We start from the raw sequence: 20,330 nt of genomic DNA, 5'->3' as shown, positions 1-20,330 counted from the left end.
CGGCGGTCGAAGTCACAGCCCTGGCGTACGAAGCGCAGCCCGAGAGCCTCGACGGTTCGTGTCGTGCCGGCCGGAGACGAACTCGCCGCCACGCTCGATGACAACACCGTTGTCCAGCGCGTGCGACCAGACCCGACCACCGACCCGATCCCTCGCCTCCAGCACCGTCACCAGGCACCCGAGCCTGCTCAGCTCGGACGCCGCCGCCAACCCGTCAACGGACGGCCACCTCCACCGGTTCTCGACTTCCGTTACAGCATGCCGCCGAGGACGACTCCGGTCGAGTTCATGCCGACATCATCGCGTAGAGCAGGGCTGGCCGGGAGGTGGCGCCGGCGGCGGAGCACGCCGTCGGCCGGATCCGGCGTCGGCGGTGGCTGCTCGCGTGTCCAGCTGCGTCTGCTCCGCGAGCCGCGGCGTCCACCGCCATCGCCTGGTCGTACGGCGCCTCCGGGTGCTGCCGGATCGCATCGGTCACCCGGACCGCGCCCTGCAGCGCCATCGACAGACCACGGCCCAACGTGGGGTTCATGTGATACGCGGCATCGCCGATCACGTGGCGCCCAAGCGCCACGGGCCCGCCGTCGATGACGAGCCGCCGCAGCAGTACGCGTAGCCCGGCCATCCCTCGTACGTCGGTGATCGGGCGGCCGGCCGCACGCCATTCCCGCAACATGGGGATCACGCACGCAGCGTCCGGTCCTCGGTCGCGGGGCAGACCGCCACCGAGAGCATGTCGTTGTCGGCGGTGCACACGACCAGCCCGAAGTGCGGCGGCGACAGCCGGCGCGGCTCCGGCCAGGTCGCGCCTGGCCGCGGGCGGTAGCGGCGGGTGTAGTAGCTGAGCCCGCACTCGGACTCGATCCGGTCGCTCTGCCCGACCGCCTCGTGCTCCAGCCAGGCGCCGATCGGCGAGCGCCGCCCGGACGCGTCGATGACGACATCTGCTTGGCGGTCGCCGTGGGTGGTGCGCACCCCGGCCACGCGTGGTGGATCACCGGCGTGGACGAGCAGTCCGGTCGCCCGGCTCTCCCCGCACAGCCGCACGCAGCACCCCAGTCGAAGGTGGATCGGCGCGTCTGCAGGCGTGTCAGGTCGTCATCGCCGGGGCGGGGCAGCCGATCGGTCACGGTGGGAGGCATCCGGTTGGTCACCGGTGACTCCGCAGCGCCGGCGTCGAGTAGTGCCGTGTAGACGTCCGGCAGCCGGTCGCGCAACAGCAGCCGGCCGCATGGGATCACTGCGTGTAGCTGTGCCACCTGCGGTGCGGCCGGACGGAACGCAGAGCTCGCCGCGGTCTCCAGATCGGACGCAGGCGCCAGCGCGTCCCGGTCGAGCACCTCGACCTGATGGCCGTCCCGCGCGAGCACAGTGCCGCACCCAGCCCCGCCGCGCTGCCGCCGATCACCACGATGCGCATGGAGGCTCGATCACCTCCCGGAGATGCCCTGCGCGCTCACCGAGTTGGTCGAGGAACTGGCCGACCAGGTGCAGGCCGGTGTGCAGGGTCTGAGTGTCGTCGGCGAACCCGATGCGTACGGTGTGTTCGATGTCGAACGCGGCGCCTGGGGTGAACATCACGCCGGTTTGCTCGAGCAGGCGGGTGCAGAGCTCGTAGGAGCCGATCAGGGCGTCGTAGCGCAGCAGTGCGGTGGTGCCGGAGGCCGGTCGCACGTAGCTGATGTCGTCGCGGCTGTTGACCCACTCGTCCAGGATGGCCAGGTTGGTGCGGGTGATCTGGTGGGAGCGGGCGAGGATCGCGTCCGTGTTCTCCAGCGCGACGCAGGCGAGGAGGTCGTCGACGCGTCCGACGCTGATCGTCGTGTAGTCCCGGTGTGTGGCGACTTCGGCGAGCAGCCCGCTCGGGCCGACGATCCAGCCCAGGCGCAGCCCGGCCAGTGAGTACGGCTTGGACATGCTGCCGGTGGAGATGCCGCGCTCGTAGAGGTCGGCGATCGAGGTGGTGAACCCGTCACCGCTTTGGTCCACGCCTCGGTAGACCTCGTCGCCCAGCACCCACGCCCCCGCGCGGTCCGCGATCGCGGCGATACGGGCCAGCCCGGACTCGTCGATGAGTGCACCCGTGGGGTTGTTCGGGTTGTTGACCGCGATGAGCCGGGTGCCGGTGGTAACCAGGCGGTCGAGCTCGTCCAGGTCGGGTAGCCAGCCGTCCTCCTCGCGCAATGCGAGGTGGTCGACCCTGGCGCCGTAGCTGTCCGGGATGGAGTAGTGCTGTTGGTAGGTGGGGACCACGGCCACGACGTGGTCGCCCGGCTCGACGAGGGTGGCGTGCACGAGCGCGTTCGCACCGATCGCCCCGTGGGTGATCAGGACGTTGTCCGGCCCCTGGGCCGAGTACAGGCCCGCGACCAGCCCGCGCAGGCGCGGGCTGCCAGGGATCGGCCCGTAGGTGAGCGGGGTGGTCTCCAGATCGGTCAGCACCGCCTCGCGTCGGTCGGAGAGGGCCAGCAACTCACCGGTGGTGAGCGAGCGGACGCAGGTCTCGGCCAGGTTGTACCGGCAGGTCTCCTCGTACTGGTTCATCCACTGCTCGACAGCGAACTCACGGATCTTCATGATGGGCAATATATTGCTCGCACAGTGCCCTGGCAAACGCCGGTGTGCACTATCATGCCCATCGTGGGCAGTGACGGGAGCACCATCAGCAACACCGCGCCGCAGTTCGTCATCCGGATCGGCGGGCGCGTCCGGGCGCTGCGTAGGCAGCGCGGCTGGAGCGTGCAGCACCTGGCCGAGGCCAGCACGGTCAGCCGGCGGATGCTCACCCAGATCGAGCTCGGCCAGGCCAACCCCAGCCTCGCGACCGTCGACCGAGTCGCGCACGCCCTGGACACCGACTTCGCCGCACTGGCCCTGCCCGAGGACGACGCGGTACCCACGGAGGTGGCGGGGACGCTCGTCTGGCAGGCGCCGGACGGTAGCCACGCGCTGTTGCTTGGCGCGACCCAGGACCCGCGAGCCGAACTGTGGCGCTGGACCCTCGCACCCGGCGGCCGTTACGACGCCGAGCCCGATCGGCCCCGCGCACAGGAGATCCACCACGTCCTCTCCGGGCGCCTGACCCTGGTGCTGGAGGCCGGGGCCCAGGTGCTGGCGCCCGGGCAGACCTGCATCATCGCCAGCGACCAGGAGTACGCCTACCTCAACGAAGAGGCCGACCCGGTCACCTTCATCCGGGTCGTCACCGGCGCCTGACCTCACGACCACGCCATCACGACGCCGATTCTTCTGCGTGTTGCAACTCCTCCTGGTCGCCCGGCTCGTCCAGTGCGAGCCGGAGGGGCAGTCGCGCGGTCTCTGTGACGGTGAGCAGCGCGAGCATCGTCAAGATCGCTGTTCCGCTCGCGATCGTGGCTACGGGCGTCCACGACCCGAAGGTGCCGATCAGGGCGAGTCCGGCCATGGGAGTGAACGCGGCGATGGTGGATGACACCTGGTAGCCCACCGATACTCCGGTGTAGCGCACCTGGGTGCGGAAGAGCTCGGGCAGGAACCCGCCCTGTGGACCCCAGGTCGCCCCGACGAAGAAGAGGAGCACGCAGAGCGCCAGGACGAAGAGAACCTGGTTGCCCGAGTTCACGAGCGGGAAGAAGAGGAACACCCACGCGCCGCAGCCTGCGGCACCGATGGCGATGGTGCGGCGGCGGCCGAGTCGGTCGGATGCGGCGCCCCAGAGGATGGTGGAGGGGATGTACACGCACTGCGCGATGGTGATGCTCAGGACGGCCACGGACTCGTCCACGCCGGCGTGCTGCGTGCCGTAGGGCACGATGAAGACGAGGGCGAGGTAGTAGAACACCAGTGTCGTAAGGATCCCAACCGTTGCCACAACAAGGTTCCAGGGCTGCATACGGAGGAGTGCGGCGAGGGGCATCCGGCGCTTGCCCTTCAGTTGCTCGGTGACCTCGAAGAGCGGCGACTCGCTTGCGAATGTAGACGCCGACAGCCAGGAGGAGTGCGCTGATGACGAACGGGATCCGCCAGCCCCAGGAATCGAACTGCGCATCGGTGGTGACGGCGAGCAACAGGGCGACCAGTCCTGATGACAACAGGAAGCCGACCGACGCACAGGCGTTGAGAATGCTCCCGAACAGGCCGCGCCGACGGGACGAGTGCGCGTGTTCGGCGACGATGATCGCGGCGCCACCGTACTCGCCACCCAGGGCGATTCCTTGGGCGATGCGGAGCAATACGAGCAGTACGGTAGAGATGACCCCGGCCATCGCATACGTAGGAAGAAATGCGATCAGCAATGTGGCTACTCCCATGATCGAGAGGGTCCACACGAGGGTGTTCTTGCGGCCGAGCCGGTCGCCGAGGTGTCCGAATATGATGCCGCCGAGGGGGCGCGCGACATATCCGACGGTGAACGTCGACAAGCCGAGGAGGGTGGCGGCTACGGGGTCGGTCTCGGGGAAGAAGAGCCTTCCGAGCACGAGCGTCGACAGGGATGCGAATACGAAGAAGTCGAACCACTCGATGACCGTTCCGACGCCACTCGCGACGAGGGTTCGTCGAATCCCACTGCTAGCGCCGGCGGTACGGTCTAACATGCTGTCTTCTGGCCTGGACATGCTTACCCCTTGAGTGCGAGAGCAGGGCCTGAGTTGCCGGACGTTGGTTCCCCGTAGCGTCGCCTCGCCAGCGAGGCTGTCCGCTGCTGTTCGGTATCAGACAGCGGCATGGTCGGTATCCAACCCGTAGTCTTGTTGTGCCTTTTCCTGGCTGATGTAGCCGAGGCGGACGTCGCGCTCGACGGCGGCTCGGTCGCGCTGACCGGGTGGTCCCCAGCCGCCGCCGCCAGGTGTCCGCATGGTGATGACATCCCCGCGGCGGAGCGGGATGTTCTCCGCCTTGGCGCCCATCGGTGGGCGCCAGTGCTGTCCGCCAAGGGTCATCGTGTGATCTGCAGTCGCGGCGCCCGTGCCGCCGGCGGATCCTCCGGGACCGAACTTGGCGCGGTCTCCCATGATGGAGACCTTTCCTTTGTCTCCCAGGAACTCGATTGCCGCGCAGGTGCCGGGGCCGCCGCGATGCACTCCTGGACCTTCGGAGTCTTCGCGTATCGAGTACTCGAGGTAGCGGATCGGAAAGCGTTGCTCCTGGATCTCCAAGCCCGCGGCCATGGCGACGGAGATGGTCGTCGCGCCGTTGACGAGACCGTCGTGCTGGGCCGATCCTCCGTACCCGCCGCCCATGTAGCTGAAGAAGGCGAACTGGTATCCGTCGTGTCGGCCCGTGATCGCATGCAGTGAGCCGGTGGAGAAGCTCGGGGCGGGAATGCTCTCCGGCAGTGCGGTGTCGAGGGCCTTGAATATGACGTCGATGATCCGTTGCGGGGCTTCCGTCGTGCACGAAGCGACCGGTTTCGGGAACGTGGGGTTGAGGAAGGACCCGTGGGGGACGCGGAACGTCAGCGGTTTCAAACAGCCACCGTTGACCAGGACGTCGGGGAAGAGGTGCTTGATGCCGATGAGGCAGGCTGTCATGGTCGAGGAGACCGGACAGTTCATCGGCCCGTCGACCTCTTCTCGGCACCGCGCGAAGTCGAATGTCATCTCACTGTCAGCGACGATGATGTCGAGGTCGACCGCGAACGGCTCGTCGGTGATGCCGTCGTTGTCCATGTAGTCGATCGCCGAGTAGGTTCCGTCGGGGAGCGAGCGGATCCGCTCCCGCATCAGGTTCTCGGAGCGAGCGTTCATTTCGTCGACGCAGCGCAGAAGCAACTCGACGCCGTAGCGTTGCACGAGACCGTCGAGCCGCTCAGCGCCGAGCCTCAGCGAGGCGAGCTGAGCGGCGATGTCTCCTCGTCGGTCCGACGGTCGGCCGCGAACGTTCGCGAGGATCATCTCGACCAATTGTTCGTTCACGACGCCGCCATCGCACAGCAGCATCGGTGGGATCCGGATACCTTCCTGGAAGGTCTCGGTCGCCGTGGAAGTGATGCCACCGGGACTCATCCCGCCGATGTCCGGCCAGTGCCCGGTGTTGGCGAGGTAGAAGAGCAACCGGCCATCTGGGTCGAAGTACGGCATAACCATCTTGACGTCCATCAGATGGGTGCCGCCCGCGAAGGGATCGTTAACTATGCACACGTCGCCAGGGCGAAGCTGCATGTCCTGTACCACGGACTGGACCGTGTACTGCATGACACCGATGAAGATAGGCAGGCCCGTCGACCCTTGGGCGATGACCTCGCCCGTGTCGCCGTGGTAGATCCCGCTCGCGCGGTCGAGCGCGTCGGAGATGATCGGTGAGAAGGACGCCGTGGCGTATGCGGTGTCCATCTCGTTGGTGATCTGTTCGAGGCTGCCCTTGACCACGGCCAGGGTGATCGGGTCGACTCCGCTCTCGTGTGGCTCAGTTCCTAGTGACAACGATGCTCCCAAGGGTGTCGACGACAGCGAGGTGGTCCTCGTCGAGGAAGAGGGTGGAGTCTCCCTGGTCGACGACGGCCGGCCCGGGGAAGGTCGCTCCGATGGGGATGTCGAAGCGGGCGTACACCGGTACTTCGCGTGCCCCGCTTCGCAGGTGTACTTCCCGGTAGGAGCGCGCCTTGACGCTCCCGTCTGGCGGCAGAATTGCTGACGCGATCGCGCCCATGTCCAGCCGGGGCCTCGCCCCGAACGCTGTGGTCGTCAGGTTCATGATCCGAACCGAGTTCTGCAGCGTGTATCCGAACCGAGCTGAGTAGGCCGCGTCGAATGCCTCGCGAAACTGGTTCCGTGTCGGCTGGTGGCTCGGCAATGACACGCTGAGGTTGTACGTCTGCCCGTCGTAGAGGAGATCGGCGCCGTAGGTGACGGTCACCATGGTGGGACTGATGCCTTCCTGCCCGAGCAGATCCGTACCGGCTACTCGGTGCCGGTCGTAGACAGCGGCGATCGCCTTCTCGTCGAGGTCGTCCAGGTCGACGTTCACGGTCTCGCTGAGGTCGTGCCTGAAGTCGGACATGATGCACCCGAACGCCGAGGTGATCCCGGGGAAGAGTGGGACGACGGCGGCTCGCATCTGGAGCTCTTCGACCAGCGCGGCCGCATGGAGAGGGCCGGCGCCGCCGAACGACACGAGCGCGAACTCCCGAGGGTCGAGTCCCTTCTCGACGCTCTGGAGTCGAATCGCACCTGCCGTGTTGAGGTTGGCGACCTCGACGATCGCGAGCGCAGCGTCTACGACCGACAGGCCGAGTGGCTCCGCGACCTTCGTACGTACGGCGGCGACCGCCAGATCGAGGTGGAGGCGCACGGAGCTCTCCGAGCCGAGAGGACTGGCTTCGCCCAGCCTGCCGAGGATCAGGTTGGCATCGGTGATGGTCGGGTGAGTCCCGCCGTGTCCGTAGCATGCGGGACCCGGTCGGGCGCCGGCGCTGTCGGGCCCCACGGTGAGGATCCGGTCGTCACCGACCCGTGCGATGCTTCCGCCGCCCGCACCGACCGTCTGGATGTCGAGCATCGGCAGGGCGAGTGGCATACCGAAGTCGATCGTTGTCTGGGCCTTGAGGAGCAGCCGCCCGCCCTTGATGATTGCCGTGTCGAGGCTCGTCCCGCCCATGTCGGCGGTGATGACGTTCGAGAAGCCAGCGGCCTGCCCGAGGTGGTTGGCAGCGACCACGCCGGCAGCCGGACCGGAAAGGACCGTGTTGGCCGCGAGCCGCCCGGCGACGGACGAGTCCGCCAGGCCACCGTTGGACTGTACGACAAGGAGGTCGCGTTCATAGCCACGGACGCGGAGCCCGTCCTTCAGCCGGCTCAGGTAGCTCGCCATGAGCGGTTGGACGTAGGCAGAAATCGCCGTGGTGCTCGTGCGCTCGAACTCGCCGTAGACCGGAAGGACCTCTGACGAGGTGATGACCGTGAGATCGGGCCAGTGCCGACCGAGCTCGGCAGCCGCGGCCCGTTCGTGTTCCGGGTTCAGGTACGAGTGCAGGAAGATGACCGCGACCGCGTCGACCTCGGCTTCGACCAGCTGGGCACCGGCGTCCCTGACCTGTCCGGTGTCGAGCGGTGTGACCACGGTGCCGTCCGCGGCCATCCGTTCCTTGACCTCCAGCCGCAGATCCCGCGGCACGATCGGGCTGAACGTACCGCCGAGCCCGTAGATCGTGACGCGGTCACGCCGGCGCAGTTCGAGTATGTCGCGGAAGCCCGCCGTCGTGATGATGCCGACACGAGCCCCTTTCCGCTCGATCAGCGCATTGGTGGCCACCGTCGTGCCGTGGACGACCGCCTGCACCGACCCGTGGTCCACCTGTGCTGCTTCCAGTCCGCCGAGAAAACCGTTGGACTGGTCGACCACGTCCGAAGGGACCTTCGACGTCCGGACCGCACCGTCCTCGAGCAGGACGACGTCGGTAAACGTGCCACCGACGTCGACGCCGACCAGCGCGCTCACTCGGTGGCCTTCGACGCCGACACCTCGAGACCGCGCTCGGCCAGCCGGTCAAGGAAGTCGTTGGGGTCCAGTGCGGACTCCGGTGCACGGACGCCCGGAGCGCTGGGCGCGGTCACCATGTCCGCGGCGATGGCGGCGACCGTCCCTGTGATGGTCGCCGAGGCGGAACGACCACTGTTCTCGACGGCGAAGTCGTAGCGGACCGTGGTGTCCAGTCCGCCCGCCACGCCGTCGACGAGGACCTTCTTCACGTTGGCGCTGCGTTCGGTGGGTGCCAGTCCCCTGCGCCCGATATAGGCAGCTGCGAAGCGGCGCGGCGAGATGGAGTGGCCGTCCACGTCGAAGGGCTCGTCGCTGTCGAAGCCGAGCGACAACAGGGTCGCGATGCGGTTGTTCTCCTCGGCAGGGTAACCGACCTTGAACACGACATCGCGTACCCCGTCGAGGTAGCGCGGCAGGGTGACCACCTCGGGATGCGGTACAAGGTGTACCTGTTGCGCGCCATAGGGTTCCGCGAACTCGATCGTCTCGTGGTCACCGAACGACGGTCGTTCGACCAGCGAACCGTCGCGAAGAATCACCGAGCGGCCTGTGCTCGCGTCGAAGCGCGTGACGACGATCCCGGGGGAGGTGTACATCGGGTGCGTGATGTACGAGTACATCCGCACTCCGGTCACGTGATCAAGGTCGCCGGCACCGAGCGCGGCGAGGACGTTCGTTAGGCCGGGCGCTACGCCGCAACCAGGGACGATGCGGCAGCCGGCCTCCTCTGCTGCGGCATTGCGTTCCAGCTGGGCCAGTGTGTCGTCGTAGTACGAACCCAGGTCGACCAGGTGGACTCGGGCGGCGATCGCGGCATCCGTCACTGCCAGTGTGTAGCGCATCAGGGTCGTGTTGAGGACGAGGTCGTGGCCGGCCATTACCTCTACCAGGCGTGTGTCGTCCGAAACGTCGAGCCGGTAGACCTGCTCGGGTCGGCCGAGGCGCCGCAACAGAGCTCTGGCGTCCTCCACCCGGGGATCCGCGATGGCGATGTCGTGGTCGGTGCGCTGCGCGAGGTCGGTGACCGCTACCGACCCCATCTCGCCTGTACCACCGAGAACGAGGATGCTACTCATTCGATTCGATTCGACTTTCCGTTGGCGACTGACCTGTAGGCGGCGACGTTTCGCGCCGTATCCGTTGAGAAAGGAGTGTCTGGACCTACCGGCGGTCGATCAACGCAACTTTCTCTGAGCGAAAGTCCCGAGCCAGAGTTCGCCGCCGAACCCTGGCTCGCCGACCCGGACTGGTGCGATGATCGCCATGACGCGTCTGGCGGCTAGCTGACCATGGGTGTTTGGTGATTGACGTGCTGTGATCGAGGAGGCGGGGTGACTGGCAAGGGCAACTCGGTCCTGCACCGGGCCTTCCGAATACTGAAACTCTTCGACCCGGCCCGTGTCGAGATGAGCCTCACGGAGATCGCTTGGGCCGCGGACCTACCACTACCTACCGCGTACCGGATCACGAGGGAGCTCGTCGATCTAGGGCTCCTGGAGCGAAACGAGCAGAAGGTCTACCGGATCGGCACCAGCCTGTGGGAGATCGGTGTGCGGTCTTCGCACGTCCTACGGCTGCGCGAGGTCGCGATGCCGTTCATGGAGGACCTGCAGGTCGCTGTCAGGCAGCACACCTCGCTGTCCATCCTGGCCGCCGGTGAGGTGCTCGTCCTCGAACGGTTGGCTTCCCACAACGAGGTGCCGAACATCAGTCAGATCGGCGGCCGGCTTCCGATACACGCGACATCGCCCGGGCTGTTGATGCTGGCCTACTCGGATCCCGAGTTCCAGGAGTCGATCCTGGCCCGTCCGTTGCGACGCTACACCGACCGAACGGTGACGTCATCGGCAGAGCTACGCACCATCCTTGCGGAGGTGCGAGCACGGCGGTACGCGGTCGCGGACGGGACCATCAATCCGCTCGGAGGCGGCGTGGCGACAGCGATCCGGGATCGTGCGGACAACGTCATAGCCGCGCTCTCGATCACCTACGGACTCGACGAACCCGTCGTGCAATCCGTGCTTCCAGCGTTGGTCGCGACAGCGCGGAGCATCTCGCGCGCGGTCTCGGCGCAACCGCAGCTCAGTCAAAGCGACTAGGGCGAGTCCCGACGAAGCTCGCCGGTGAATCGGGGCGAGCTGTAGCTCTACCAGGTTTTGCAGGTCACGGAGGTCGAGTCCGGTGAGTCGCTCGCGAGATCAGCAGGCGGTCGTCACCCTCGGCGAGTACGAGGTCGAGTAGTTGGTGAGCGCGGTCCCTGACGTCGTCATCGTCGGCGGTATGCATCAGCATGGTGTGGACATGCCACTGTTCGGCGACCACCGTACGGACGGCCGGGTTGGCGCGGTTGGCGAGGTCCAGACACTTCCTCAGCTCACGGTACCGTCGCCGGTAGTCGGAGGCAGGCGTGCAGGTGCGGCTGATCCCGATCTGGACATCGTTGGGTTCGGCGGTATCTGCCAGTATCTTCCACCCCCTGATGTCGCTGAAGCGGCGCATCGCAGCCGTTACGGCTTGGGTGCGACGTCGTGCTGCGGTGTCAGGGGTGGATCCACGGGTCGGCGTCACCGTGATGATGCGGTGCGCAGCACCTTCGTCCAGACGGAGTCGAACTGCGAGTGCGCCGGCCTCCCCAGCCGGGTGCTCGCCGGTGAGCAAGTCGTTCAGCAGCTGGGCGTGACCCGCAGTCCGATCTGCGGCAATTACGAACCGATCGAAGTCATCGCGCCCGAGGGTTGCGTGCTGAACCCCAGGCACCCTGCACCGGTTGTGGGTCGGTCGTCGCACACCATTACGGGAACTCCAACGTCACCATCCTCAGTCGTCGGAATGGGGCGGGCGCTGCCCGCGTCCTGTTCGAGATCGGTGTGGGCGGCTGGGGCGGCAGACCGGGACAGGATGGACCCGATCGCCTCTTCCAGGGCGGCCCCGGGCTGGAGCGACGCCTTGTCGTTCTCGCCGACTGTGAGTTCTCGGCGCAGTTCGACCGGATGCAGTTCGCCGTGCCTGGACTGCTCGGTGGCGGCGAGGGCGCACCGGGTGAGTTGCTGCTTGAACGACCGGGAGAAGACCTCGTTCGTATAGCCGGCAAGGTCGTCGTGCTGCGCCCGCGGGCCGGTGATGTGCCGACCGTGCGAGCTCAGGGCGGCGGTGGGTTAGGGGATCCGCGACTACGTGATCCGGTCATCGCCGCCGCCGACCTGCGGCTGGCGTGACACGGGGGCGATCGGCCGACGACTACGGACTGGACCTGGTGGAGGCGAAGCGATAAGCAGCGGTTGGTGCGTGGGTGTGGGCATCGGCGGCACGTTCACCGACATCGTCGCCGTCGACCTCGACACCCCGATGCCCACTGCTCGATGATCTCGTCGTCGCGCAGCGATCCCGCTGCTGCGGTGCTTCGCGGCATCTCCCCGGCAAGGATCCGGCTCGTGCTCCACGGCACGACACTTGCAACCGACGCCATCATCGAGCGCGGGCTCGCACCCACAGCGGTCGTTGCGACAGAGGGGTTCGGCGACGTCCTGGAGATCGGACGAACCTGGTCGATGCGCTCGATACTGGGGTGATCGACGAATTGCTCGCGCGACTGCGTTCGGCAAAAGTTGGCGCTGTCGCGCGTATGCACGTCCGCATCGCTGATGCGCGAGGTCAGAGAGTACGAGCGGTCCGCGACGACGACCCTCAACGCTGCCCTGATGCCGCTCATCGACCGCTACCTACGACGTGTTCGTCAGTCAGTCGAATGGCGGGATGCAGACACCTGCGCTCGCCAGGCTGCGACCGGTCACGCTCGCCCTGTCGGTGCCCGTGGCCGGCGTCGTCGCGCTCGAGCGGCTCGCACGTGCGTTCGAGCTGCCGAACCTCATCGGTCTCGACATCGGAGGTACCAGCGCCGACATCTCGTTGGTCACGGACTTCGCGCCGCGCGTCGCGACCGAGCTGTCGATCGGCGACCTCCCAGTCCGCCTGCCTAGCATCGAAGGTCGACGCGATCGGCGCTGGCGGCGCCTCGGTCGCCTATGTTGAAGGCGGTGCACTGCGGGTCGGCCCGCACAGTGCAGGGTCCGAGCCGGGCCCTGCGGCGTACGGGCAGGGTGGCGAGGAACCCACCGTCACCGACGCGCACGTAGCCCTCGGCCGGTTGTCGCCCACACAGCCTGGCCGGGCGACTCGACCTGCGTGCCGACCTCGCGGAGAAGGCGATTGCCGACCGGTTGGCTAAGCCGCTCGGCCTCGCAACCGACGATGCAGCGGCAGGTGTGTTGACCGTCGTCGACGCGTCGATGGACGGCGCGATCCGTGTGGCGCTGCGGGAACGCGGCGATGACCCACGTGACTTCGCGCTCGCCGCCTTCGGCGGTGCCGGTGCCCTGCACGCGCGCGAGCTCGCCCACAGCCTCGGAATCCGCACGGTCGTCGTGCCCCCACACCCGGGAACGTTGTGTGCGCTCGGTCTGCTGTCGGGCGGACGTCGTCTTCGAACGCTGGTGCGACATGCGGTACCGCGGCCAGACATACGAGGTGCTCGTCCCCTGTCCCAGCGGCGAACTCGATGCGGACGCTCTCGAACAGGTGGTAGCCGAGTACCTACCCGCGCTGGACCCCGAACACTTCGACGAAGCGCGAGTGTACGAGCTCGGCACCGGTTGGACCGACGCCCGCGTCTACGTGCGCGATCCCCTACCCACCGGCTTCGCGCTAGCGGGTCCAGCCGTCCTGCAGCAGAGCTGCGTAACCATCACGATAGACGTCGAATAGCACCGCAGGCGACCCGGAGACGATGCCACAGGCGCCGGCGTCACGCTCTGTCGGTGATCGGCGAGCTGCCAACCATCGCGTCGGCACAGTGTCGACAGCAGTAGACCTGACCGTGTACCTCCACGCCGTGTCCGAGGATCTGGCACTCACAGTGCCCGCACCTCGGCGCTAGTACGTGCGCCGCGCACTCGACGCTGTCGTAGGTCCGGCTGGTTCCGTCCCACATCTGGACGGTGAACGCCTTGTCGTAGTCGTTCCCGCATACGCTGCATGTCGCCATAGCTGCTCGCCTCCTCCTCGTTGCTGTGACGTAGCGCCTCTAGCTACCCGCGGTGGACCGCGTTAACCGGACAACCTGGCGGTCAACTCCTCGAAGAGCCACGCCACGTGTACGAGCCTCGCTTCGACCCGGGACGCGTCTCCCGGCCCAGGGAGGATTACGGCCTGCCTCTACGCGGGGTCTGGTCAGGTTTGCCGTGCCGTTGCGGAGTATGCAGGTCGGCGCCGGTGTCCGGTCGAACCGGGGACCCCTTGCTGGTCGCCGAGGGTTCGGACGTGCTCTGCTGGCTACCGCCGGAAGGCTCCGCGCCACGAGTGAGCTCGTCCATCCGTGCGGTCAACAGCTCGAGGACACCGGTACGGTTCGCGTGGGTCTGTTCGTACTCGACCAGCGTGCGAAGCTCGGTCTCGTCCAGCGACCTGACCCGGTGCTGGAGCTCACTCAGGGGGAGCGAGTCGTAGCCGGGAACGAGTGCGGATGCGTCTTCCATCGTCGCCACCTCCTGGGTCAAAGGGAACGCGCTCGGGGGAGTAGCTCCTGCTTCGCCCGGCCCAGGAGGGCAGGCTGGCTGTCTCCCCCGGACCTGGACGAGCGCGATGTGGGTGTATCCGGCGTCGACGAACCGTTGTACGGCGCTGGCATAGGGCTCGACGTCGGGGCCGCACGGGATTGCCGCAGCCGCACCCTCCGGGCGCACGTACTGGGCCAAGGGAAAACCCACCCTCGGGCAGATCGACCGGCGCGGCTCGTTGTGCGACCACGGCAGGGTGGTATCGCATGATCGGACAGCTGACGGGCCAGGCGTTGAGCGAGTGGCCCTCGCTCTCGAGCCAGGGAGAGTGGTGGTCACTCATCACCGCGAAGTCGAACCCGGCGTGCTCGGCGTGGTCGACTAGACGCACAAGAGGCGCCGGCTCGGTCATCAGGGTGTAGCCGATCGACGTCATTCCGGACCACTACCCCTCCGGATGGGAGTGAATCGTCCGGTCGCTACCCGGCGGCGGTGGGCGGGGTGGGCCAACGGACAGCGAGGACGGCTGCGTTCCGAGCACATTTGCGTAGCACAGGATTGAGTCGACGCCGGTGACGTCGAGCTGCATACAGATGTCGCAAAGTCCGCCTCGACCATGTCAGTAGACCGTATGTTGGACGCATGACCATGGATCGTCCAGACATCACCGACCCCGTAGACGTAGCCAGACTGGCGTTCAGCGCCGAAGATGGCGTGATCCAGGAAGATTTCACCTGGCAGTCCTATGTGGACACCTACGACGATGGAACGATCATCGTGGATGTCTACCCCAGTCACGTCCCTGCAGAAGACAACGACGTGTCAGGTTTGCGCTACCGAGTCGAATGTCTTGGTCCAGCTCCGAGTCCGAACCACCCCTGAGGAACTGGTCCGAGCCAACGTCGAACCAACGCGCCAAGTTGCTCGAGCCGTGGCATCAAACGTGGCGCGAAATGCCGTCCAGCCCTGTGGCTAGAGTGGGTTCCGAGGCTCGAGATGAGGGCGTTGTCGCAGGTAGATGACCCAGACCGAGTGGTCCAGGTTCTTCCTAAACCGTGTGTCGCAGGTTCGATTCCTGCCGGGGGCACCCAGTTTGACCAGGGGAAACCATCAGATCGGCTAGCTTGTCGACATGCCGGCGAATCCGGTACCACTGCGGTCGCGGTTCCGACCTAGGGAGACGGTCACCGAGATCGTCCAGCAACTGCTCGACCAGGGGATCAAGGCAGCCGAGGTCGGAGCCGACGGACTCGCCCGCGCTGACGGTGTCCATGTCGGCACAATGCACCGGTTCAAAGGGCTGGAGTACCAACGGATCATCATCGCCGGCCTCAGCGACGGAATCGTTCCCTGTACGCAAGAACGAGCCCGCGAACGATCCCGTGTGTTCGTAGCGGCAACAAGGCTCGGGGCGACCTCCCAGTGAGCTGGCACGGCCGCCCGAGCGAGTTGCTTCCAGCGGCCGAGTAAAGCAGCTAGCGGATTGCGAGCCAGTGCCAGCGCCGATGTGAACACGTGCATCTACCCGAAGAGGGCGGTCGTGCTGCCTAGTCCGCCGGGTGACTTCCCTCAAGCTCGGCAAACCGTTGCTCCGCAGTGTCCTCCGCTTGCCTAGGTTCCACGACGGAGTCGCGCGAGATCATGCCGCCCGTCACCGCTTCCAGCTGTGCGGCTAGGTGCGTGAGCCGCCAGGTGAGAAGGCTGCGAAGTCGTTGCTACGCAGCGAGCCGTTGACGTCGCCCGGCAAGCCATGGCTCTCCAGGATCTCCATCACCAGCTTCTCACCGAGCTCCGTCGCCATATCCTGAATATAGACACTGGGTGCCTTCTTGCCGATCCGAATGTTGGTGATCTTGTCAATCAGTGTGTGGTTCAAGACACTGTCGACCGGTCCAGCCTGCCGTGAGTCCTCCAGAAACCCTCGCGGGAAGATGTGATGGTCGTCGACACTGTCGCCGTCGATGACTGCCTTGGTCAGCTTCCTCCCCTGGTGGAAGTCCAGCGGAGTCCCACGCATGGTGAGCGCGATCGTAGACCGATAAAGAGCGCGGTTGCGGTACGAAACCCCTCGCCACCAGCGAGCTTCGAACGAGAAGTCCGCTACGACAGCGGGAGCCTCACCACCGTCTAACCATCGCCGCAATGCGACGACGTCCTGCTCTGTGACGGTGTTCGGCGCGTTCTCGTAGGCACCGGCGAACGCCGAGCACCAGAACCAGCGCTTCAGCTTCGCGCGACGGTGCCCGATCGCTGGTCCAGCAGCTCTCGACACCCGGTCCCGCACCGCTGCCAACGTGAGGAGCATCGTGGTACAGCCGAGCCACTTGAGCGTCAGAACGCCGCACTCGTCTTGAAGCAGCCGAAGCCCCTCGGCCATGCCAGTGACCGCCGCGTCCCAGTTGGCCGTGATCTCGTCGATCTCAAGATTGAGCACAGATGACCGCTTCGGCGTACCCTTCACACGGACTGCAACGACTTGGAGGATGTAGTAGGGGTCGATGTCGAAGTCGGCCAGAACCGGATGGGTCTCGCGAGCGGCCTTCTACATCTGTCGCAGCTGCACATCATGCGCGAATGCCTCATTGAGGGTCTTGCGGAGCTTCTTGACCTCGCTGTCAATACCTCACGTTCCTCGAGAACCTCGTCGCGCCAGTCGCCAAACAATCGCAGGCTCGATAGGGGCAGCATGAGATCGCGCGCCTGGCTCGACAGTTCTTTTCACCGTTTGGCCCGCTCGATGGCTGCCCTTGCCGGAGAACGCCTGGTAAAGCGAACTCATGCGCTGCTGGCCGTCCAGTACGAGGTACGACGGCGGCCCGTTCAGTTCAGGTGCCTCCTCAACCGCACGCGGCGCGAAGACCTGCGCGCCCCCTTGCATCAGTAGCAGGGCGCCCGCCGGGAAGCCCCGGATGATGGAGACCACTAGCTCACGGGTGGCACCCGGATCCCAGACGAAACTGCGCTGGAAGTCCGGGAGAGCGAGATCGCGGTTCTCGATCTGGTCGAGGAAGTAGGTCAGCGGCTTCTTATCGGTCTCGAACAGAATCATGGCAGTCCTCCCGCGTCCAAGGCGGCGGCGGCTCCTCGCTCGAGCCACAAGACCATCGTGCAACGCGATAGGGGCGGTTGTCCGCCGATCACGAGTTCGGACGACGTGCACATGTTCTGCTGGCACTGAAATGTGCGCGACTCGCCGACACCCAGCTGACGACACGGACCGCCTGCCGTAGGTTCGGCGTCCTCCCCGTTCGCTACCAGGATCGGCAGGCTCGCCCGACCGCCCGGGCCGTGCTCACGAGTCGAAGGTGACGACGGAACGGATGGCGCGGCCGCTGCGCAGCTCGTCGAAGCCGTGGTTGATGTCGTCCAATGTGATCCTGGCCGTGAGCAACTCGTCGAGTAGCAGCCGGCCGTCGAGGTAGGAGCGGGCCAGGGCGGGAATGTCGGCCTGCACGCGGGCACCCCCGTAGCTGCACCGAGTGATCTGCTTCTCGCCCATGAGCGATCCCCAGCGGAACGCGACTTCCTCGTCGACGCCGACCTTGCCCAGCCAGACGATCCGGCCACCGACCCTGGCAACCTCCACGGACGTACGGAAGGCCGGTTCGTTGCCCGCCGATTCGACGACGCAGTCGGCACCTCGACCGGCGGTGATCTCGCGAACCGCCTCGACAGGGTCTTGATGCGCCGCATCGACGGTCTGGGTCGCACCCATACGCGATGCCGCAGCCAGCCTGGTCGGATCGCGGTCGATCGCCACGATCTGTGCCGCGCCGGCGAGACGCGCACCGTGCACGGCGCTCAACCCGACGGCTCCGCAACCGACCACGGTGACCGTCTCACCGTAGGTGACGCGGCCGATGCGCGATGCCGCGCCGACGCCGGTGAGCACCGCACATCCGAGCAGACAGGCCCGATCGAGCGGCATCTCATCCGGGATGGAGACGGCGCAATCGGCGGTGACTACGGCGTATTCGGCGAACGCAGCGATGTAGAACATCGTGTGCACCGAGCTGTTCCCATGGTGGAGCTTCGGGGTCCCGTCGAAGGCGACCGCTCGCCCACCGAGCTCGCGGTAACGTTCACAGAGAATTGGCTGCCCGTCCTCGCAGTAGAAGCACCGCCCGCAATGGGGGTTCCAGGACAGCACGACGCGCTGGCCACGCCGACTCTCGTCGACACCTGCACCGACCGCCTCGATCGTGCCCGCGCCCTCGTGGCCGAGCACGATGGGCATGGGGTAGACGAGGCTGCCCTCGATCACCTCGAGGTCCGTATGGCACAGGCTCGCGGCACCCATACGAACCAGTACCTCGCCCGGTCCTGGCTCGTCGATCCGCACGGTCTCGACGGTCATCCTGGAGTTCGGTTCTGCCAACACCGCAGCGCGACAACGCATCCTGCGCCCTCCTCTCAACGCGCCCCAGGGCGAATCTCGGGTGGCCGGGCGGTGATGCGATAGAACTCGTCGTCCTCGGACAGCAAGCGTTCGTTGTACGTCCGGACCATGTGCTCGGCCCATTCCTCGGCCTCGAAGTCGTCGGCCTTGTCGAACCGGACGAGCCAGTCGGTCTCATCACTTTCGAGCACGACCAGGTAGGCGGTCTCCTCCTCGCGCACCGCGAGCGGGCCGTCGACCTGCCGGGATATGCGTTCCGTCACCAGGTCCTCCCGTCACATCCGGAGGATCACGTCGTCACCGGATACCTCGACCCGGTAGCGGCGGATCTTGATGTGCTCGTAGGCCAGGCACTGGCCCGTGGGGACGTGGTACTCCAGCCCATGCCAGGGACACTGCACGACCTCGTTGTCGTACACCCACTGCGGTTTGTGGTCGCCGTCGGCCGTCAACGTCCCGGTCACCCGCTTCGCCTCACACACGGGCCCGGTCTGATGCGGGCAGATGTTGGGCAGGGCATACAGCGTGCCTTTGATGTTGAACACGCCGATCTGCCGCGCACCCACCACCACGACCTCGTGATGCCCTTCGGGAAAGTCGGCCAGTGCTCCGGCTCGGTACCGCTTCCTGCCGTCCTCCGGTTCGAGCTCCGTCGCGACGCGAAATCCTTCTGCCGACTTACGCACGAGGGTGTCGCGCGCATTCCTCGATTCAATGACGCTGTCCGTCACGTCCCCTCCTTCAACTGACCCACTAGCGCAGCTTCTTCCCTGTCGCGTCGATGCCTAGGTACCGCATCGCGTTCTCGCCGAAGATCTTGCGTCGGGCGTCTTCGGACAGCGGCACCTGATCCAGCTTCATCGGATGGTCGAAGTCGTGGTGCGGCCAGTCCGAGGCGAACATCGTCCGATCCTCGCCGTCGAACAAGTCGATCAAGGTCACCAGGTCTTGGAGGTTCTCCGGTTCCTCGATCGGTTGGGTGCACACGTACACCTGCTTGAGGTAATGGCTCGGCGGATGCTTGAGGAACGGCACATCGCGGCGCCGTTCCATGTACTCCTTGTTCAACCGCAGCATCAGCCACGGCATCCAGGACACGCCTGCCTCTGAGACGGCGAACCGGACCTCTGGGAACCTCACGAACGTCCCTCGGGTCACCAGGTCGACAAGATTGGACATGATCGAGAACGTGTGGCTCGTCGCGTGCCGGGCCAGCTCGGTGTCGAAGGCGTGGTTGTTGAAGGGGAACACCGGATGGGTCACCGTGACGCTGTGCAGCAGCAGCGGCGTCCCCGTGTCCTGTGCCGCCCGGTAGATCGGGTCGTACTTCCGGTTGCCCCACAGGATGTCGAGGCCGGCGCACGGGAGGTAGGCGCCGGCGAAGTCAGGGTTGTCGGCATAGCGGTAGATCTCTCGCGCAGCGTCCTCCGGGTCATGGTTGGCCACCACGATCAACCCGAGCAGCCCCTTCGCTTGCGATGCCCAGTGTTCGGCAAGCCAACGGTTGTACGCACGCGCGATGGCCGTCGCGTAATCCACCTGGGTCAGCACGGGTAGCTTCAACAGGTGGTCGGGGAACAGCAGACCCAGGTCGACGTTGAGCTGGTCGAGCTCGAGTCGCATCTGCTCCTGCGTCCACACCATCCGGGCGCCCTCGTGGGCCGTGGGCCACTTTGCCTGGTAGCTGCCGTCGGAGACGCCCGGGGAGAAGCTCGGGATGTCCAGGTAGCTCTCCCGGTTGTCCTTGATGTGCTCCAGCGCGACCCGCCACGGCATGTCGGCGTACGGCGCGAGCTCGCCAGGCGACTCGTGGACATGCACGTCGGTGTCCACGATGAGGACATCCTCGAGAGATTCGGAGGCCGCGGCCGAGCTCGGGCGTTGACGTGTCTCTAGTTGCGTCATCGTTGTGGTACTCCTCC

25 protein-coding genes and 2 pseudogenes are annotated in these 20,330 nt (G+C 66.2%); 10 read left to right on the top strand and 17 right to left on the bottom strand.

From position 1 onward, the window contains the following. Nucleotides 1-12: 12 nt before the first annotated feature. The 4 genes from GEV07_21715 to GEV07_21700 all read right to left on the bottom strand — a co-directional run bounded on the left by GEV07_21715 (nt 13) and on the right by GEV07_21700 (nt 2,577). The gene (locus tag GEV07_21715; GenBank protein ID MQA05229.1) at nt 13-210 is read right to left on the bottom strand and encodes an NAD(P)-binding protein; all 198 of its coding nucleotides are present in this window, start codon (nt 208-210) and stop codon (nt 13-15) included. A gap of 76 nt (nt 211-286) precedes the next feature. Beyond that, the gene (locus tag GEV07_21710) at nt 287-685 is read right to left on the bottom strand and encodes a hypothetical protein (protein ID MQA05228.1); all 399 of its coding nucleotides are present in this window, start codon (nt 683-685) and stop codon (nt 287-289) included. After that, a complete protein-coding gene (locus GEV07_21705) occupies nt 682-1,047 on the bottom strand; it encodes a hypothetical protein (GenBank protein ID MQA05227.1) in 366 nt (121 codons plus the stop codon). The genes GEV07_21710 and GEV07_21705 overlap by 4 nt, the downstream gene beginning before the upstream one ends. 357 nt (nt 1,048-1,404) lie before the next feature. Next, a complete protein-coding gene (locus tag GEV07_21700; protein ID MQA05226.1) occupies nt 1,405-2,577 on the bottom strand; it encodes an aminotransferase in 1,173 nt (390 codons plus the stop codon). 54 nt (nt 2,578-2,631) lie between these two features. Between GEV07_21700 and GEV07_21695 the strand changes: the two genes are divergently transcribed. Continuing rightward, entirely contained in the window at nt 2,632-3,216 is a 585-nt protein-coding gene (locus tag GEV07_21695; protein ID MQA05225.1) for a helix-turn-helix domain-containing protein, read from the top strand. Nucleotides 3,217-3,232: 16 nt separating this feature from the next. On the opposite strand, the gene GEV07_21690 is transcribed toward GEV07_21695, so the two are convergent. From GEV07_21690 to GEV07_21675, 4 genes are all read right to left on the bottom strand, one after another. Beyond that, nucleotides 3,233-4,249: an MFS transporter gene (locus GEV07_21690; GenBank protein MQA05224.1), complete on the bottom strand. Its 1,017-nt coding sequence runs from the start codon at nt 4,247-4,249 to the stop codon at nt 3,233-3,235. A 442-nt stretch (nt 4,250-4,691) separates the two neighbouring features. Next, complete coding sequence (locus GEV07_21685) at nt 4,692-6,428, bottom strand: methylhydantoinase (GenBank protein MQA05223.1); 1,737 nt, start codon at nt 6,426-6,428, stop codon at nt 4,692-4,694. Then, nucleotides 6,385-8,415 (bottom strand): hydantoinase/oxoprolinase family protein, encoded by a 2,031-nt coding sequence (locus GEV07_21680; GenBank protein MQA05222.1) that lies wholly within the window; start codon nt 8,413-8,415, stop codon nt 6,385-6,387. Before GEV07_21680 ends, GEV07_21685 begins: the two co-directional genes overlap by 44 nt. Further along, nucleotides 8,412-9,533 carry a hypothetical protein gene (locus GEV07_21675; GenBank protein MQA05221.1) on the bottom strand — a complete coding sequence of 374 codons (1,122 nt, stop codon included), beginning with the start codon at nt 9,531-9,533 and terminating at the stop codon, nt 8,412-8,414. Before GEV07_21675 ends, GEV07_21680 begins: the two co-directional genes overlap by 4 nt. A 228-nt stretch (nt 9,534-9,761) precedes the next feature. On the opposite strand from GEV07_21675, the gene GEV07_21670 reads away from it, so the two are divergent. The 7 genes from GEV07_21670 (at nt 9,762) to GEV07_21640 (ending at nt 13,322) form a co-directional block, all read left to right on the top strand. After that, complete coding sequence (locus GEV07_21670) at nt 9,762-10,556, top strand: helix-turn-helix domain-containing protein (protein ID MQA05220.1); 795 nt, start codon at nt 9,762-9,764, stop codon at nt 10,554-10,556. A 145-nt stretch (nt 10,557-10,701) separates the two neighbouring features. Continuing rightward, nucleotides 10,702-11,541: a hypothetical protein gene (locus GEV07_21665; protein ID MQA05219.1), complete on the top strand. Its 840-nt coding sequence runs from the start codon at nt 10,702-10,704 to the stop codon at nt 11,539-11,541. Continuing rightward, nucleotides 11,151-11,672 carry a hypothetical protein gene (locus tag GEV07_21660; protein ID MQA05218.1) on the top strand — a complete coding sequence of 174 codons (522 nt, stop codon included), beginning with the start codon at nt 11,151-11,153 and terminating at the stop codon, nt 11,670-11,672. The genes GEV07_21665 and GEV07_21660 overlap by 391 nt, the downstream gene beginning before the upstream one ends. A 144-nt stretch (nt 11,673-11,816) precedes the next feature. Next, nucleotides 11,817-12,026: a hypothetical protein gene (locus GEV07_21655; protein ID MQA05217.1), complete on the top strand. Its 210-nt coding sequence runs from the start codon at nt 11,817-11,819 to the stop codon at nt 12,024-12,026. Nucleotides 12,027-12,210: 184 nt separating this feature from the next. After that, nucleotides 12,211-12,486 (top strand): hypothetical protein, encoded by a 276-nt coding sequence (locus GEV07_21650; protein ID MQA05216.1) that lies wholly within the window; start codon nt 12,211-12,213, stop codon nt 12,484-12,486. After that, nucleotides 12,452-12,682 carry a hypothetical protein gene (locus GEV07_21645; GenBank protein ID MQA05215.1) on the top strand — a complete coding sequence of 77 codons (231 nt, stop codon included), beginning with the start codon at nt 12,452-12,454 and terminating at the stop codon, nt 12,680-12,682. The genes GEV07_21650 and GEV07_21645 overlap by 35 nt, the downstream gene beginning before the upstream one ends. Next, complete coding sequence (locus GEV07_21640) at nt 12,618-13,322, top strand: hypothetical protein (protein ID MQA05214.1); 705 nt, start codon at nt 12,618-12,620, stop codon at nt 13,320-13,322. The genes GEV07_21645 and GEV07_21640 overlap by 65 nt, the downstream gene beginning before the upstream one ends. Here GEV07_21640 and GEV07_21635 read toward each other — a convergent pair. The 3 genes and pseudogenes from GEV07_21635 to GEV07_21625 all read right to left on the bottom strand — a co-directional run bounded on the left by GEV07_21635 (nt 13,259) and on the right by GEV07_21625 (nt 14,445). Then, entirely contained in the window at nt 13,259-13,498 is a 240-nt protein-coding gene (locus GEV07_21635; GenBank protein MQA05213.1) for a hypothetical protein, read from the bottom strand. The genes GEV07_21640 and GEV07_21635 overlap by 64 nt on opposite strands. A gap of 157 nt (nt 13,499-13,655) precedes the next feature. After that, a complete protein-coding gene (locus GEV07_21630) occupies nt 13,656-13,988 on the bottom strand; it encodes a hypothetical protein (GenBank protein MQA05212.1) in 333 nt (110 codons plus the stop codon). Nucleotides 13,989-14,005: 17 nt separating this feature from the next. Further along, nucleotides 14,006-14,445 (bottom strand): annotated as a pseudogene (locus GEV07_21625) (hypothetical protein). Nucleotides 14,446-14,651: 206 nt separating this feature from the next. Between GEV07_21625 and GEV07_21620 the strand changes: the two are divergent. Beyond that, entirely contained in the window at nt 14,652-14,891 is a 240-nt protein-coding gene (locus tag GEV07_21620; GenBank protein MQA05211.1) for a hypothetical protein, read from the top strand. 114 nt (nt 14,892-15,005) lie between these two features. Continuing rightward, nucleotides 15,006-15,479: pseudogene (locus tag GEV07_21615) on the top strand (hypothetical protein). A 202-nt stretch (nt 15,480-15,681) separates the two neighbouring features. Here GEV07_21615 and GEV07_21610 read toward each other — a convergent pair. From GEV07_21610 to GEV07_21585, 6 genes are all read right to left on the bottom strand, one after another. After that, nucleotides 15,682-16,470 (bottom strand): hypothetical protein, encoded by a 789-nt coding sequence (locus tag GEV07_21610; GenBank protein ID MQA05210.1) that lies wholly within the window; start codon nt 16,468-16,470, stop codon nt 15,682-15,684. Nucleotides 16,471-16,632: 162 nt separating this feature from the next. Further along, entirely contained in the window at nt 16,633-17,058 is a 426-nt protein-coding gene (locus GEV07_21605) for a DUF262 domain-containing protein (protein ID MQA05209.1), read from the bottom strand. A gap of 243 nt (nt 17,059-17,301) precedes the next feature. Continuing rightward, nucleotides 17,302-18,408 carry a zinc-binding dehydrogenase gene (locus GEV07_21600; GenBank protein ID MQA05208.1) on the bottom strand — a complete coding sequence of 369 codons (1,107 nt, stop codon included), beginning with the start codon at nt 18,406-18,408 and terminating at the stop codon, nt 17,302-17,304. Nucleotides 18,409-18,422: 14 nt separating this feature from the next. Beyond that, the gene (locus GEV07_21595; protein ID MQA05207.1) at nt 18,423-18,671 is read right to left on the bottom strand and encodes a hypothetical protein; all 249 of its coding nucleotides are present in this window, start codon (nt 18,669-18,671) and stop codon (nt 18,423-18,425) included. Between the two features lie 12 nt (nt 18,672-18,683). Continuing rightward, the gene (locus tag GEV07_21590; GenBank protein MQA05206.1) at nt 18,684-19,094 is read right to left on the bottom strand and encodes a Rieske 2Fe-2S domain-containing protein; all 411 of its coding nucleotides are present in this window, start codon (nt 19,092-19,094) and stop codon (nt 18,684-18,686) included. 67 nt (nt 19,095-19,161) lie between these two features. Continuing rightward, a complete protein-coding gene (locus tag GEV07_21585; GenBank protein MQA05205.1) occupies nt 19,162-20,313 on the bottom strand; it encodes an amidohydrolase family protein in 1,152 nt (383 codons plus the stop codon). Nucleotides 20,314-20,330: the final 17 nt, after the last annotated feature.

It is taken from the genome of Streptosporangiales bacterium (genome assembly GCA_009379825.1).
Taxonomy (GTDB): Bacteria; Actinomycetota; Actinomycetes; order Streptosporangiales; family WHST01; genus WHST01.
This window is presented reverse-complemented; position numbering and strand designations above follow the sequence as displayed.